This window comes from Alteromonas sp. DY56-G5 (assembly GCF_041414725.1).
GTDB classification, from domain to species: domain Bacteria; phylum Pseudomonadota; class Gammaproteobacteria; order Enterobacterales; family Alteromonadaceae; genus Alteromonas; species Alteromonas macleodii.
In genome coordinates, this window is the sequence record NZ_JANHZQ010000007.1 from 1 (window position 1) to 15,825 (window position 15,825).

Here is a 15,825-nt window from a genome sequence, read left to right on the forward strand (position 1 = left end):
ATCTTCCCCTCAGTCAGGGTGATTCAGGTTTCTTTCAACCTGACGGGTTTGCCAGCTTCGCTGGGCAAACAAAAAAGGCGAACCCAAGTTCGCCTTTCTTCTCATTGCTTCTTACCGAAGTGCACTACTCGGCCGACTTCTCAGCAACCATGATAGTTTTGATATTGACGAATTCACGCATACCGTAACCTCCGTGCTCACGACCGTAACCGCTGTCTTTCACACCACCAAAAGGTAAGTTTGGTTGTGCTAAAGAGTACCCATTGATATTAACCATACCGGTATCAAATTCATCTTTCGCCAATGCTATTGCTTTGTCGGTATCTGTACTGAAGATACCGCCGCCCAAGCCATAACGTGAATCATTTGCTACTTCCATGGCTTGCTTGTCGTCGCGCACGCGAATGAGCGACGCAACCGGTCCAAATAGCTCATCATCATAAGCGGGCATACCTGGCGATACATCTTCCAGCACCGTAATTGGGTAGAAATAACCATCAGAGTCTGGAATTTCTCCACCCAGTGATAGCGTAGCGCCGTTTTCTAGCGACTTTTTCACTTGCTCATGAAGTTCATCGCGCAAGTCTTCTCTCGCCATTGGGCCCAAATCCGTGTTTTCGTTTGTGGGGTCGCCAACTTTTAGCTTTTTACACTGCGCCACAAATTTGTCTCGGAATTCTTCATAGACGCTATCCACAATAACAAAGCGTTTAGCCGCCACACAGGTTTCACCGTTATTAATAACCCGTCCTTGGATACACATTTCTACAGCATGATCGATGTCAGCATCCTCTAACACCAAAAAGGCGTCGTTACTTCCAAGCTCCATTACGGTTTTCTTAGACAAGCTTGCAGCTTCCTTAGCCACTTCTTTACCTACTTCGTCACTCCCGGTAAAAGTAACGCCGCGAACGTATTTGTGCTTGATTAAGTCACTTGCCGTGCTGCCATCAATTAGCAGCGACTGGTAAACATTTTTAGGAAAGCCAGCATCTTCGTACATTTGCTGAATGGCTTGCGCCATACCAAACACGTTTTTAGCATGTTTCAGTACCGTGGTGTTACCCGCCATTATGTTTGAGGCGCTGTAACGAATAACTTGGTACAACGGAAAGTTCCACGGTTGGATGCCAAGAATAACGCCAATGGGCTGGTACGTAATGATTGCTCGACCGCCTTCGAAAATGCGATGTTCGTCTTCCAAAATTGAAGCGCCGTGCTCTGCCGTATAGCGGCATATTTCAGCGCATAGCTGCACTTCTTGCTTTCCTTGCGCGGTAACCTTACCCATTTCCCGTGTCATCAGGCTGGCGAGATCGTCAATTCGCTCTTCCATCAGATTTGCAAGGTTATTAAATAAATCTGCGCGGGTCTCAAATGACGTACGGCGCCAGTTCAAATAGGCTTCTTGTGAACGGGTAACTGCTTGCTCGGCGTCCTCGGCTGACATCAAATGATAATGATCGATCTTTTCACCTGTAGCAGGGTTGTAGGTATTGATTGTCTCACTCATTGTCACTCTCCTTATTCCGTTTGGTCTGAAGGAAGTGCAACTAAAAAGCCAAGGTGTCAAAAAATATTTTTTAACCTATTTTCAATAATATAGAAGTAACTTGAAGTCTAAGTAATGGATAGTGTCAGAAAGGATCCAGAAAAGATTACCTATCGCAGTAAAGATTTCAGGGCGACCGTTGCGATCGCCTTATCATTTTTCCTAAGTAAGGATACCCTTGCGGCGCTCTGTTTGATTAACGGTGTAATGCGCCTTGTTGTACAGCACAAGAGGTTCAACACTAGTCCGTGTATAAGTCAGGGAAATGGAACTTTGCCATAGCAAGCGTTAACGCCACTTCATAAACACTTTGTCGCGAGGCGTGATTAAGAGTAAGCAAACCAATAGCCCCCCCTTTTTGCTTTATGTTTACTGTATCAAAGAGCTTGTCCATAACTGGCCCAAGTTCTTCTCCACGCTGTAGCGCCTGATATACGCTTACAGGAAGAGGCAAGCTTGCACTTCGCGTTACCGACCAGTGACCTTCATGGTATATCGCCACATAGGCAAAGGTAGCAGGACCATCTTCAAATACATCCACACCACCTTCAATTGCCACATACCACGCATCTGTGAGACCACCTTGATGATGAGCAAGCATGGCCTTCACGCGATTAATGGCGCCCAAGCGCGTTTCATCTTCATTCATTGGCTGGTCAGGCACGCCGCTTGGTACAGCCATACCCTGAGCGTCGAAATCGTGCTCTAGTGTGTCAGAGAGTGTATTGAGCGCAGCATTAATTTTTACCGGATTCAGCGACCCTACATAAATTGTGTCAGAAACCATGTGCTTTCGTCCTTTAAAAACGTCCTTTCGAAACAGTCCCAACAGGGTTCTGCTTAATATCTTCTAGCATTAAACGGTAATCGCGCACCGCTGGAAACTCACTAATATTGCGATTTGGCAAAGTACTATCAGGGTTATCGACAGCAAGTAAATGTTTAATACCGTATGTCTTTGCCGCATTTAAAATTGGCAGTGAGTCATCGACAAATAGAGTGCGATGGGCATCGAACTTTACCCGTGCCTGTAATCTTTCCCATAGCAGCTGAGACTCTTTGGTTACGCCGAACTCATGGGTAGAGATGAGGTTGTCGATATGTGCGTCAAGCTGGGTATGTTCTAGCTTTAGCGCCAAACTGTTTGGGTGCGCATTGGTCACTAATACCACCTGCCTGCCTGAGTCATGAAGCGCATCGAGGAACGGAATTGTATCGTCACGAAGGGCGAGCAAATGTGCCAGCTCACGCTTCAGCGGCATAAACTCATTTTCTAAGTCCATTTCAAGAGATTCAGCCCAGTAATCTAAGCAATACCATTGAATTTGCCCGAATACTGACTCATATCGCGCAGTCATTTCACGTTGACTCTGCGCCTCTGAAATTCCTCTTATTTGTGCTAATCGTTTAGGCAAATGATGTAGCCAGAACTGGTTGTCGTAATGAAGGTCCAGCAAAGTGCCGTCCATGTCTAACAGTACAGTTTCTATTTCATTCCAGGGCAGAAAGGGCAAGCGATTTTCCTTATAATGAAGTAAGCTAAGAAATTGTATACAAGTATGATAACAAAGTTGTAGCGATAGACATGCCAAAAATTGATCCGAACAAACCGTTACCACAAATTCATTCTCGTGAAATCGTTGCGCAAAGCAAACTCTTTAGGGTAGAACGCTTAGACCTTGAGTTTTCGAACGGCGCCACCCGTGAATTCGAGCGGATGGCTGGCGGAAACCGGGGCGCGGTAATGATAGTGCCTATGCTTGATGAAAACACCATGGTGTTAATTCGTGAATATGCAGCCGGCACACATTCGTATCAACTAGGCTTCCCAAAAGGTTTAATAGACCCTGGCGAAACTGCCATTGAAGCTGCTAATCGCGAACTGCAAGAAGAGGCAGGCTTCGCGGCCAATGATCTTGTGGAGCTTCATAAGGTCAGCATGGCGCCCACTTTCTTTAACGCCAATATGACCATTGTTTTGGCTCGAGACTTGTATCCAAAGCAACTTGAAGGCGACGAACCTGAGCCTCTTGAGGTGATTCACTGGCCTTTAGATGAAGCAGATGCTTTACTTGCACGAGAAGACTTTGTAGAAGCACGCTGTATAGCCGCGCTGTTTTTAGCTCAAAAGTGGTTTAAGGAACAATAAACAATGCCCGATGACGCCCATGCCGACCTACTAGAACTTGCGAAAGAAATTGCCATCGAAGCCGGTGAAGCCGTATTAGAAGTATACGATAAAGGGGAGTTTGACGCTTATCAAAAAGACGATGAGTCTCCCGTTACCAGCGCAGATTATTTGGCAAATGATATCATCAACAAGCGCTTACAAGCCGCAACGCCTGATATCCCAATCCTCTCAGAGGAAAACAAACATGCAAGTCTAGAAGAGCGAAAGCATTGGCCTCGATACTGGTTAATCGATCCCATCGACGGAACCCAAGAATTCATTGCTAGAAGCGGTGATTTCGCAGTAAACATTGCGCTAATAGAGAACAATGAGCCGACAATAGGCGTTATCTTTTGGCCTCCAGGGCAGTCGTTATATTACGCCCAGAAAGGCAAAGGCGCGTTTAAGTCATCACCTGATGGCGATCACCCAATAAGCGTACGCAAGCTAGACGACCCTAAAAATAGTGTGGTGATGATTGCAATAAGCCGTCGTCAGTCGAGAGAAAAAGTGCTCAGCAGAATGTGCGCCAAGCGCGTATATCAAACGCTTCCATTGGGAAGCTGTTCCCTGAAAGCCTGCTTTATTGCTGAAGGAAAAGCTGATGTGTTTATGCGCATCGGTATTACCGGCGAATGGGACACTGGCGCATCGCAATGCATTGTTTCTGAAGCGGGTGGGAGTATTGCCGCAGCTAACTTCGAACCTCTTACCTACAATCAGCGTCATTCGCTAGAGAACCCAGATTTTGTGGTAATGGGCGATCAAAGGGTGCCATGGCAAGATGTAGTCCAGTATGATGACTTCGTAAACCCACATCAGCACTAGCGCGTAATAATTTACTTAGCGCAGCGTGTTAACCTACGTATAATAGCGTAGTAATGTTGCTGGGCCACATTACTCTGGTAGTGGTTAAATCAAGCCAGATGGAACCAAAAAGTAAAAGGAGTAACCTATGATGACTACACGTATTCGCACGTTGTCTGCAGCATTGCTCGCATGTGGGCTAGCATTTCCCGCCGCAGCCGATTGGTCAATAGACGGCGAAACAAGTGCACTTCACTTCTTATCGACGAAGAATGCACAAGTCACCGAAGTACATAAGTTTGATAGCTTTGATGGTACGCTGTCTGACGGTGGCAAACTTAACGTGGCGGTTGACTTATCGTCAGTGAATACAGCCATTGATATTCGCAACAAGCGAATGCAAGAGATGCTGTTCAACGTGACCAAGTTTGCACAAGCGACATTTGAAGCCAACTTGCCTGAGTCGATGATGAACCTGAAATCGGGCCAAGTTGTTAACGGGAAGGTAGACGGTATTTTGATGTTGCACGGAAAAGCCGTTCCTACGTCATTTGCTGTTAAAGCAAGTAAAGTAGACGACGATACGCTTACCGTATCAACCACGTCACCAACGTTAATTAAAGCAGAGTCTTTTGGACTTGCTGAAGGCGTAGCTGCACTTCAAAAAATTGCAGGGCTTAAGAGCATAACAACAACAGTACCCGTAACGTTTTCAGTTACGTTTACTCAATAAAACATTGTTATTGCCGCCGTCTATCGATAAAAAGCTAGGTGGCACGTGACTAAACGCAATAAAAAACCGCACACATGTGCGGTTTTTTTGTTTTGATATCTACTTTGAGTCCATTATGCGCTGTTAGGAAGCCTGTGGCGCATAGGCAATGGCTTTTGACTTAGTACTTGCTCTGGCATGCTCTGCCACACGTTATCAGGAAGCGCAGGTACTTCTGCCTTGTGCTGTGATATAGCGAAATACCCCATTGCAACGCGTAAACGCTTAAGTGCTTTACACTCATTCACTTCTTGGTCAATGACAAACACGCCCCACTTACGCATGGCCATGCCTAGTTTATCGCTGCTTGTTAAGCGGATAACCGGCGCCGCTAACACCATGCCTACTAATACGGGTAACAACCACATAAATAGCGACGGGGTGAAGTAGAAAGTAGTTACGCCCCACGCTACCGCTAAACAGCTCATAATTTGCGTGTGTTTAATTGCAACTTTCCATGGCACTTTGCGCCCTTCACGCTCTTGCGCTTCCCATTTAACAGAGTGGCCAACAAAAACGCTAATCACAAAATAACTGTGATAGAACATCATTAGCGGCGCAATAAGCACGGCCATAGTTAATTCAATTGCTGCCCCTTTAAGCAAAGACCACGCGCCACCAAATTCGCCACGACGTTTTATTAAAGCTAAAGTAATACCGAGAAGTTTAGGCAAGAATAATAAGGCCGCCGTACCCCACATGGTTACCATCATCATGTCTTGGCGCGCTACCTGCCAACTAGGGAAAAGCTGGTATTCAGACACGAAGAACTCTGGCACTGACGTGGCGCGAATTAACGCATCTGCTGTACCTAGCGCCAACATGCAAAATAGTATGAGTGAAGAGATGTACGCAAACGCACCAAATAAGAAGTGCAGGCGGTTTGCCATTTTAAGACCTTTAACGTTCAATAACCCTAAATGCTGTATGTTGCCCTGCACCCATCGACGGTCGCGAATTGCGTAGTCAACAATGTTACTTGGCACTTCTTCATAGCTGCCCGTGGTGTCGGTAAGCAAGTAGGCCTGCCAGCCAGCACGGCGCAGTAGCGCAGCCTCAACAAAGTCATGACTTAAAATTTCACCACCAAAAGGCGCGCGTCCTTCGAGGGTAGGTAGCCCGCAATGCTGCATAAATGGTGCAATACGAATAATGGCATTGTGCCCCCAATAGTTTGCACTGTCTGTTTGCCAAAACGATAGACCTGTCGCCAACATTGGGCTGTAAAGGTGAGCAGCAAACTGCACAAAACGACCAAAGAAGGTGTTTTGACGTACCGGCATTGGAATGGTCTGCACTAACGCCGTATCAGGGTTTTGCTCAATACGACGCGCCAAGTCTTGCATGCGCTCACCGCTCATCACGCTATCAGCATCTAACACAATCATCGACTCGTAGTTTGCACCCCAGCGTTCACAAAACTCTTTGAGGTTGCCCACTTTTCTGTGCAGATTCTGTTCGCGACGACGGTAAAACACTTGGCTAGAGAAGGCACCTAAACGTTTCTTCAGTCGGGAAAAGGCACGTAGCTCTGCATCCGCTTTTTCCATATCGCGGGTGTCGCTGAGCATGAAAAAGTCGAATTTAGAACTGTTGTCACTTTCCATTAATTCGCGAATACAAGCTTCAAACCCCACCATAATACGGCGGGTATCTTCGTTATAAACCGGCATGACGACAGCGTGCTTTTGCGTTAATGACACAGAAGTATCAGGAGGCGTTTGATTTCTGCGCAAGCTCAACGGGTCGATGTTAAAAAGCTGCAGAAAGAAACCGATAATGCCTGTCCAAAACGCCATACACAACCATGCGAACAGCGTTAGCCCCAACCCCAACTGTGCAATCTCTAAGTTGGTAAGGCCGTTAGGTAAAAAGATCTCGTACAAACTCCAACCGGCCAGTGCCGTGCTTGGAATAACTAGCATTGCCATGATAAACAAACGCATATGCTCTCCTTTTAAGATGAAGTGTGAAGCACGTGCAGTGCCATCACTTTTAACCTGAGGCACGGCTTTAGCCTCGTCCGATACCGCTATGCAAGCGCGATTATTTTGGTTGGTAGACATAATTCCAAACCTCACTCACACGTTTACCGTCTTTCTCTATGTAAGCGCGCATATCTACCGTCTGCTTTTCTTTCGGCTTAACAAAGAAGGTGGCCCGCCACTCTTGTCCATCAGCAACGGGGTAAAGTCGCTGCTGAGAAATCGTGCCGTTAGTACCCTGTACCACCAACTTCATCGACTCGTTATCAAAAGCAATGGCAGAAGGCGCGCTGAAGTCCACGCTGAACTGTCGTGTCGTATTTAGACTGTCGTTTTTAAACTCGTCACCCGGCAACACAGCCTTGCCTTGGCGGGTACGTACAACTGAGGCCAGTTCACTGACAAACGGATTTTGTTCTACGGTTTTAAGCTCGTAAGCGAAATACAGTGATTCGCCCGAATTGAATGGCTTTTCAGGCGTCCAAAAAGCCACGATATTGTCGTGTATTTCGGATTTAGTCGGAATTTCGACGACTTCTAATCGGCCTTTCTCAAAACCAGCTTCTGGCGTCACCCATAGCCCTGGGCGTATATGGTAATTGGCCTCTGCGTCGAGGTAATTATCCCATTCGCCGTCGCGTTGAAGCATGCCGAATCCTTTAGGGTTTGCGTCGCTAAGTGACGTGACTTGAAGGCGTGCAGGATTAGTCAGTGGGCGCCAAATTTCTTCACCAGCGTGAGTTACCATGAGTACACCGTCACTATCATGCACCTCTGGACGATAGTCGTCATGGCGCTTTTCTGTGTTCTCGCCATACAAGAACATACTGGTAAACGGTGCAATGCCTAGCTTGCTCACGTCATCTCTGGCAAATAACCAACTCTCTACCTTAACGCTGGTATCAATATCAGGCTGTATAACAAATTTGTACGCGCCCGCTACAGAAGGGCTTTCAAGACGCGCATAAACAGTAATAGGTTTACCCTCACTCGGTTCTATGACCCAGAACTCAGTGAAGTGGGGGAACTCTTCGCCTTTGGCTAGCGCCGTATCAATCGCAAGACCTCGTGCAGAGATACCGTACACTTGATTTTTACCTACAAGACGGAAGTACGATGCCCCCAAAAATACAGCAAATTCGTCTTTGTACTCTTCGTTCTTGATAGGGTAGTGAACGCGAAATCCAGCAAACCCTGACTTTTCGTCCGTTAGCCCAGCTAACCCCGACGCAGACCCGTCGTAGTTGAACATGTCACTGTTGAACGCTAGGCGTTCAGGCTTATTGCTTTCACCAATAGTGTGGATAGTGACAGGGTATTCATATAAAAACCCCGGGTGAAAAAACTGCAGTTCGTAGTCATTCTCGCCATGCCACAGACTCTGCTCGGGCTTGAAGCGAATTGAACGATACGTGGTGTAGTCAATTTCTTTAAGCTTGCTGTTTAACCCGTGATCGTCCTGCTCGTAGCTCTCTGTCGCTGACTGGCGTGCAGCATCAATAATTGACTGAAGAACCGGCGATGCTTTTTGAGGCTGATTGTCGTTGTTAACCTCAACTGCACCGGCTTGTTGAAACGCAAATAATGCGATGACACTGCTCATCGCTAAAAGAAGGTGTGACAGCTTATTGCGCTGACGCACATTCGTTTGTAAATCTTTACCGAAAATCGAAACTGGCTTAGCCATTTGTCCTCTCCTTATGAAAACAATGGTTATCCAGATGACCATCAACAACTCGTTACACGCCTTACTTACTGAAAAGCGTCATTTACAAAAACGGTATTGATTGAAGCCACGCGAGAAAGGCGCTCTCTTCCTTTCTTTATCCACTAATATCGTGAAAAACCGAATTCCTTGCCGAAGGGCTAAAGTGAATGTTGGATAACACACAGAGACTTGAGCAAAAGCTGTTCCAACACGAAATAGTCGCCGTTATTTTTTATATTTTTCATAATTTACAATACTTTACAAACACACACATTGTGAATTATTGGAGAACACTGGCTTGTAAAAATGTCCGATGAGTTAGACAAAAGGATAACTGTTGTTTTTTAGAGACAGTTTTGTGTGCCAACGTTTTACTAGGAATACATCAAACTTTGATTTTGAACATTTCAAATGTGTAGCCTCTAAAAAGCCAGACGTATTTTATCTATAAATATTAGCGACATAGATAAATTAAGACATATCAAAATAGTGATTTAGTACGAAGTTGGCAAACGCTTTGCTATTCATCATGTTGATAAATAAATCGGTCACTATTTCTTAACGGAAATAATAAAGATGGCATGAAGGCAAGTACGGCTTTGTGTTCATCAACCAAGTAGCCTTTTGCAGTGTGTCGTAAAGCACTGACTTGCAACACGTTTTGCAAACTGTCTAGAGCCATTGTGTAAAGACTAGAACCATTATGAAAAGGTTAGAGCTTTATAGAGTACCTAGAACGTGTTTAAACAACGAAAACGTTTGCGGTGAACAAGGTGGGTTACTGAACATACTAAGGAGTTATCACATGCGTAAATCATTCACACTTATTGCAGCAGCACTAACTGCGGCAACACTTCCTCTTACAGCTATGGCCGACAAGCCTGACTGGCGTTACGTAGAAGGTGGTTACACCAAAATGGACTTTGACGACAATGAGTCTTTTGAACCAGACGGTTTAACCGTTAACGGTAAATACTTATTGAATAGCAACTGGTACCTAAACGGCGAGTATAGCTTCTCTGAAGAGGGCAACTTTGACTTTGATATGCTGACACTAGGTGCGGGTTACCGTTTACCGGTTAACGCGACAACAGACGCGTATTTTGGTGCCAACTTAGAGCGTATTGACGGTGACGTAAACGACGAAACAGGTTACAGCATCAATGCTGGCCTTCGCTCGATGATCACAGAGCAGGTAGAGCTGGCGGGTGAAGTTGGCTACTACGATGTAGACGATGGTGAAGCGACATTTAGAGTAGGCGCTAACTATTACATCACGCCACAATGGGCTGTGGGTGCAAACTACAGAATCATTGATGATTTAGACATTATGCAGGTAACTGCACGTTACGCGTTTTAAGCCTTCCTCTCCTCAGGTAGGTAGCCGGGTTGCTCGACCCGGCTTTTTTGTGTCTATTGTTCTTCAGCTTCGCTTGGCTCAATATCTTCTTTTCTTTTGATATCTACACTTTCATGAAGCTCTGAATAGACCAGCACCGCCTCACCCGACTTGAGTCTGTTTAACACTTGCTGCACTTTCACATCTAGCGCAACTTCTTCAGCGCCGTAGTCCGTGCCCTCTCGCAGAACAAAAGACTCAGCCAGGCTATAAAGCGTATCGGCTTCTAGCGCGTCAATGGGGATTATCATTCACACTCCTGATAAAAAGCGTTTGGGTAAATTATTAGAACATCAACATTAGCGGCTGACATAACGACACGTAGTATTTACAGGTAAGGCTTCACTTACAAAACGTTTCACCCGTTCGTGCAGCCATACTTTAGGATTTAATATAGAACCTTGCATGAACCCAACGTGACCGCCTCGTTCACTTAGCTCCACGGTAACGTTGCGCGCAAGCTCTTCTTCCTTAGGCACAATTAAGTGATTCATAAAGGGGTCATCAATGCTATGCAATACCAGTGTAGGACAGTGGATCGCGCTTAAAAAGTGATACGCACTACACTTTTCATAGTAGTCTTGAGCGTCTGCAAAGCCGTGAAGCGGCGCTGTGATCTTCTCGTCGAATTGGGTAAAGCTGGTGATCTCTTCCACATCAGTTTTTGTTAGCTGTATAAGCTTGCGATAATCGATGTACTCCATCTTCTTACGCAGCGTATCCTTCATGCTAGTAAGTAAATACTTTTGATATACGCGAGAAAAACCCTGGTTAATTGATTTAGCGCATTCAGAAAGTTTAAGAGGTGAAGAAATGGCAATCGCTGCCTTAAGCCACTTTTGCGCAGGGTTTTCGCCCAACAGTTTCAATAGCATGTTGCCGCCAAGGGAAAAGCCGATGGCCACTTTAGGAATTCGTGGAAATTTATCGTGAAGCCACTCTAAGAAAAAGCTGGGGTCTTCTGTTTCTCCACTGTGATACGCCCGCGCTTTTAAATTTGGCACGCCGCTACAGCCGCGATAGTGCATCATCACCACCTGCCAACCATTCACTGACAATTGAACCATCATATCGTTCGCATAATGCGACTTAATGCTGCCTTCTAAACCATGAAACATCACCACGATACCCGATGTTTCCTGCGGTTTTGGCCCCCACGCCACATCGACGAAGTCGTCATCGGGTAATGTGAGACGCTCCATGTCGTAAGACAAAGGCAACCGCTTTTGAATAAAACGCGGCCATATGGTTTGCACATGACGGTTCTTCGCCCACCCTGGCACCTTAAAGCTGCTTTTTATTATCTTTCCATGCGATAGCGCTGATTTACTCATTTTGTGTTCTTATTGTGTTTTTACGATAGTTGGTTAACCACAAGGCTCACTAGTTGGCGCGCCTCGTTGTTGTCTCGCAGTCCGTATGCATTTATAAACGCTGCGATAGACGCGTTAAATACGTTAGACGATACAGATTGCCCTTGACCCAGATGCGTGACTGGCTGCTCATTGAACGACGCAACAATATCGTGCTGCTGCTGTCTTTCAAGCTCTAGCTCTTGTGCTTTGAGTGCGTCATATTCTGCTTGGTCTCCGCCTTTTTCGGGGCTCGCAGCCTTTCGCCTTGCACGGTGATACTGTAACTTTTCTTCGGTCGCATTTGATGCCGCAATCACTGCCTTAAGCTGTGGCAAATTAATGATGACATTATTCTCTAAACACCAGCAAATCAGCAAAAGAACGTTTACATTAACCTTGTGGTTGTCTTGCAGTAAAAGCGCAAGGGGAGCCATATCACCTTTGGTATAGCGAGAAACGCTATACTCCCAAAACGCGCGGTTTTCGATATTAGGCGTTGGCATTGTCATACTCTTCTCGCTTTAGCTCAATTTGCTCTTGAGCATCTAGCCATGCCATCTCTTCTTCTTCAAGCTGTTGCTTAAGCTGAGTTTGCTTGTCGAGTAAGCCCATAAGCTCCGCTTTTTTGTCTTCGCTGTAAAGCGAAGTATCGGCGAGTGACGCTTCCACCTCAGCCAAAGCAGCGCCACATTTTTCCATGGCTTTTTCGTGTTTTTCAATGGCTTTTTTAAGTGGCGCAACCCTTTGCCTAAACTCGGCTTCACGGCGTTTTTCTTCTTTACGATCTAATTTGCGTTCCGGCTTACTCTGCGCGCCAGTCTCTTGTTGCTCTTCGTTTTTGGCGTCGCTATTGGCCTTGGCTTTTTCCGCTGCCTGCTGTTTTAAAATCCAGTCGCGATAGTCGTCCAAGTCGCCTTTAAATGGTTCAACTTCGCCACTGTCTACCAAATAGAAATCTTCACATACCGAGGAGAGTAAGAAGCGGTCGTGCGAGACCAGTACCATGGCGCCCTCAAAACCTTGAAGCGCGATATTTAGCGCATGGCGCATTTCCAAATCTAAGTGGTTGGTAGGCTCATCCAGCAGCAATAAGTTAGGCTTCTGATAAACAATTAACGCCAATACTAAGCGCGCCTTTTCGCCACCTGACATCGGTGCCACGGGCGCTAATGCTTCATCGCCATTAAACCCAAATCCACCGAGATAATCGCGAAGCTGTTGCTCGGTAGCTTTTTCATCAATACGTTGCAGGTGAAGAAGCGGCGTAGCGTTAGCATCTAATGTTTCTAACTGATGCTGAGCAAAGTAACCAATCTTAAGGCCTTTAGCCGAATTAAAAATACCTTGCTTTGGCGCATGCACACCCGCCAATAGTTTGATTAGCGTAGATTTACCCTGCCCGTTTCGACCTAGAAGACCTATTCTGCTGCCAGGCACTAAATTGAGTTTCACCTGTTGCAGCACAATATGGTCGTCGTAACCCAACTGAATCTTCTCCATTTGCACAAGTGGGTTAGGCAGTGCCGACGGCGGCGCAAAAGAAAAGCTAAATGGGCTTGCCATATGGGCTGGCAACAAGGTTTCCATTTTCTCCAACTGCTTAATGCGACTTTGCGCTTGCTTAGCTTTACTCGCTTTAGCTTTAAACCGGGTAATAAACGAATTGAGATGCGCTACTTTTTGCTGCTGCTTTTCATATTCAATGTTTTGCAAGCGAATACGTTCAGCGCGCTGGGTTTCGTAAGACGAGTAGTTACCGGTGTAGGTGATAAGCTTCTGTTGTTCAACACTGATAATTTGCGCAACCGTGTTGTCGATAAAAGCTTTATCGTGAGAAATCAGCAATAGCGTTCCCGCATAGCGTTGAAGCCATTTCTCTAGCCAAATAACGGCGTCTAAGTCTAAGTGGTTAGTAGGTTCATCAAGCAGCAGTAAGTCTGAAGGACAAAGCAGCGCTTGAGCTAGGTTTAGGCGCATACGCCAGCCACCTGAAAAATCGCTAACTGGTGCGCTTAACTGCACATTGGTAAACCCAAGACCCGACAGAATGGTCGCTGCGCGAGCTTCCACGTCGTATGCTCCCGCTTGCTCGAGCTGCCCGTGAATTTGGCCAATCTTTACACCGTCGCCGCTTTTTTCAGCGGCTTCTAATTGCGCTTGTAGATTACGTAAATGTTTGTCACCGTCCACCACATAGTCTATCGCGGTTCGGTCAGTTGCTGGCGTTTCCTGTGCCACGCTTACAATTCGCCAGTCACTCGGTACGCTGCAGTCGCCAGCATCGACACTTAACTCACTTCTCAGCAGTGCAAAAAGCGTGGACTTTCCGCAGCCGTTGCTGCCAATCAGCGCTACTTTGTGGCCTGGAAAAACCTGCGCCGACGCCTCTTCTAGCAACATTTTGCGACCGCGAAGTAGCGATACATTTGAAAGCTTTATCATGAGTAACCTGTGATGGAACAAACTAGGGCGCGTATAATATCAAAAACTTAAGGTAAAAGCTGATCAACACTTACCATTTCAAGGTATAATAATCGCGAAATTCTCCAAAGGTGTATGTATGTCAAAACGTGTAAAACGCCGCTTTGTTGCAGGGGCTACATGCCCAAAATGCCAAGAGCTAGATACGATTTCGTTATATTTTGAAAATAACGTAGAAAAGTTGGAGTGCGTTGCGTGTGGATACAATGAAGCGCAAACTGATGAAAAGGTGAGTGCCGCCACACGCTCAAACGAAAATGTGATTGGCATCTTTAAACCGCACTAACATTCCTACCCACGTCTCAGTAAATCTTACCGTTAAGCCTGTGTAACACCTTACAACGCTGTGCTCAGGCTTTTTGCAAACGTCTCTTCATGCCACGCCAACGCTGGGTATCCTCGTTACCTAACGAAAGAGGTTGCTCAGGCATAATTTTTGTATTTCCTTCGCAAAGGAGTGAAATATGAAACATGCTAAAAAACGTGCCTGCTATGTCCTTATAGCCTTGTTGCTTACGCTTATTGCCATAAGACTTTACTTGCCTTACGCCGCAGCGTCATACATCAACACGACGCTGAGTCAGTCAAAAGAGTATAACGGCCGCGTGGGCGATGTAGATTTAATGCTATGGCGCGGCGCATACAGTTTAGAACATGTTTTGCTTTATAAGGCGAACGGGCAAGTAGATAGGCCGCTGTTTAAAGCTGACTATGTGGAGTTTACGCTTTCATGGTCACAGCTTTTCAAAGGTGCAGCGGTGGGAAAAGTCATTGTTAATTCCCCCGAGATTAATTTTGTAGACGGCAACACGGAGGAGAGAAGCCAGTCTGGTAAGGATGAAAACTGGTTATCTATCGCCGACCAACTCTTCCCGTTACGCATCGATAAGCTAACTATTAACCAAGGAAAAGTCGCTTTCCACAACCCCGATACTTCTCCGGCTATCGACATTGCGCTTCATGATATTCAGCTTGAAGTGAATAACTTGGTGAATAGCGACAACTTGTCAGACTCACGTGTAGCAACGGCCAAAGCGCAAGGACAAACGGCACAGCAGGGCACGATATCCTTAAACGCTAAACTCAACCCCGCAACAACAGCCCCCACATTTGACGTTGATATTCAAGCTGACAACGTTGGACTAGTGAACTTTAAGAACCTACTTGATACCTACGCACCGTTTGATCTGGAAGCCGGCACACTCACGCTTGCGGCTGAAGTGGCGTCTAATGAAGGGAAAGTAAAAGGCTATATCAAACCCATTTTGCATAATGTGGAGGTATTTTCTTGGAAGGGTGACATTGAACGTGACGGCGATGGTTTTATTGAGGGCAGTATCGAAGCCATTTCCGCGTTTGTCACCGAACTGTTTGAAAACCAAAGCGAAGACCAAATTGCCACACGCATTCCTGTTGAAGGCGATTTATCAAGCCCTGACACCCAAACATGGGAGGCATTTACCGCGATTTTAAAAAATGCATTTATCGAAGCTTTTAACGGCGATGTGGAGAAAAGTATAGAGTTGGATAGACTCGAGCTGGATAAGTTGGAAGCGCCGGAAGGCTCTGAAAATTAAGAGCCCTCGCCGCTGAGCG

At 46.1% G+C, this 15,825-nt stretch carries 15 protein-coding genes; 6 read left to right on the plus strand and 9 right to left on the minus strand.

Features of this window, described 5'->3' with window-relative positions:
• Positions 1–124 precede the first annotated feature (124 nt).
• From NO989_RS05040 to yrfG, 3 genes are all read right to left on the minus strand, one after another.
• Positions 125–1,513: an NAD-dependent succinate-semialdehyde dehydrogenase gene (locus NO989_RS05040; RefSeq protein ID WP_014951319.1), complete on the minus strand. Its 1,389-nt coding sequence runs from the start codon at positions 1,511–1,513 to the stop codon at positions 125–127.
• A 280-nt stretch (positions 1,514–1,793) separates the two neighbouring features.
• The gene (yjjX, locus tag NO989_RS05045; RefSeq protein WP_014951320.1) at positions 1,794–2,339 is read right to left on the minus strand and encodes an inosine/xanthosine triphosphatase; all 546 of its coding nucleotides are present in this window, start codon (positions 2,337–2,339) and stop codon (positions 1,794–1,796) included.
• A 13-nt stretch (positions 2,340–2,352) separates the two neighbouring features.
• The gene (yrfG, locus tag NO989_RS05050) at positions 2,353–3,066 is read right to left on the minus strand and encodes a GMP/IMP nucleotidase (protein ID WP_014977781.1); all 714 of its coding nucleotides are present in this window, start codon (positions 3,064–3,066) and stop codon (positions 2,353–2,355) included.
• Positions 3,067–3,137: 71 nt separating this feature from the next.
• Here yrfG and nudE point away from each other — a divergent pair, with 71 nt between their 5' ends.
• The 3 genes from nudE to NO989_RS05065 all read left to right on the plus strand — a co-directional run bounded on the left by nudE (position 3,138) and on the right by NO989_RS05065 (position 5,262).
• The gene (gene nudE, locus NO989_RS05055) at positions 3,138–3,701 is read left to right on the plus strand and encodes an ADP compounds hydrolase NudE (RefSeq protein WP_014951322.1); all 564 of its coding nucleotides are present in this window, start codon (positions 3,138–3,140) and stop codon (positions 3,699–3,701) included.
• 3 nt (positions 3,702–3,704) lie between these two features.
• Positions 3,705–4,550: a 3'(2'),5'-bisphosphate nucleotidase CysQ gene (gene cysQ, locus NO989_RS05060; RefSeq protein WP_014951323.1), complete on the plus strand. Its 846-nt coding sequence runs from the start codon at positions 3,705–3,707 to the stop codon at positions 4,548–4,550.
• Positions 4,551–4,677: 127 nt separating this feature from the next.
• Complete coding sequence (locus NO989_RS05065; protein WP_039235753.1) at positions 4,678–5,262, plus strand: YceI family protein; 585 nt, start codon at positions 4,678–4,680, stop codon at positions 5,260–5,262.
• Positions 5,263–5,375: 113 nt separating this feature from the next.
• Here the strand turns inward: NO989_RS05065 and mdoH are convergent, their stop codons facing one another.
• Both mdoH and NO989_RS05075 read right to left on the minus strand, forming a co-directional pair.
• The gene (gene mdoH / locus NO989_RS05070) at positions 5,376–7,367 is read right to left on the minus strand and encodes a glucans biosynthesis glucosyltransferase MdoH (RefSeq protein WP_239217837.1); all 1,992 of its coding nucleotides are present in this window, start codon (positions 7,365–7,367) and stop codon (positions 5,376–5,378) included.
• Positions 7,348–8,973, minus strand: a complete 1,626-nt coding sequence (locus tag NO989_RS05075) for a glucan biosynthesis protein (protein ID WP_156079023.1) — start codon at positions 8,971–8,973, stop codon at positions 7,348–7,350. Before NO989_RS05075 ends, mdoH begins: the two co-directional genes overlap by 20 nt.
• 826 nt (positions 8,974–9,799) lie before the next feature.
• Here NO989_RS05075 and NO989_RS05080 point away from each other — a divergent pair.
• Entirely contained in the window at positions 9,800–10,354 is a 555-nt protein-coding gene (locus NO989_RS05080) for an outer membrane beta-barrel protein (protein WP_239217839.1), read from the plus strand.
• A 53-nt stretch (positions 10,355–10,407) separates the two neighbouring features.
• On the opposite strand, the gene NO989_RS05085 is transcribed toward NO989_RS05080, so the two are convergent.
• The 4 genes from NO989_RS05085 to NO989_RS05100 are packed head-to-tail and all read right to left on the minus strand — an operon-like array spanning position 10,408 to position 14,190.
• The gene (locus tag NO989_RS05085; protein WP_014951328.1) at positions 10,408–10,644 is read right to left on the minus strand and encodes a YheU family protein; all 237 of its coding nucleotides are present in this window, start codon (positions 10,642–10,644) and stop codon (positions 10,408–10,410) included.
• A 48-nt stretch (positions 10,645–10,692) separates the two neighbouring features.
• Positions 10,693–11,727 carry a hydrolase gene (locus NO989_RS05090; protein ID WP_281715903.1) on the minus strand — a complete coding sequence of 345 codons (1,035 nt, stop codon included), beginning with the start codon at positions 11,725–11,727 and terminating at the stop codon, positions 10,693–10,695.
• A gap of 20 nt (positions 11,728–11,747) precedes the next feature.
• Positions 11,748–12,257, minus strand: coding sequence for a TIGR02444 family protein (locus NO989_RS05095; RefSeq protein ID WP_231513130.1), 510 nt, complete (start codon positions 12,255–12,257; stop codon positions 11,748–11,750).
• The gene (locus tag NO989_RS05100) at positions 12,238–14,190 is read right to left on the minus strand and encodes an ATP-binding cassette domain-containing protein (RefSeq protein WP_371342168.1); all 1,953 of its coding nucleotides are present in this window, start codon (positions 14,188–14,190) and stop codon (positions 12,238–12,240) included. The genes NO989_RS05095 and NO989_RS05100 overlap by 20 nt, the downstream gene beginning before the upstream one ends.
• Before the next feature lie 118 nt (positions 14,191–14,308).
• Between NO989_RS05100 and NO989_RS05105 the strand changes: the two genes are divergently transcribed.
• On the plus strand, positions 14,309–14,515 hold the full coding sequence (locus tag NO989_RS05105; RefSeq protein WP_012520152.1) for a YheV family putative zinc ribbon protein: 207 nt from the start codon (positions 14,309–14,311) through the stop codon (positions 14,513–14,515).
• A gap of 178 nt (positions 14,516–14,693) precedes the next feature.
• A complete protein-coding gene (locus NO989_RS05110; RefSeq protein WP_014977789.1) occupies positions 14,694–15,806 on the plus strand; it encodes a DUF748 domain-containing protein in 1,113 nt (370 codons plus the stop codon).
• Positions 15,807–15,825: the final 19 nt, after the last annotated feature.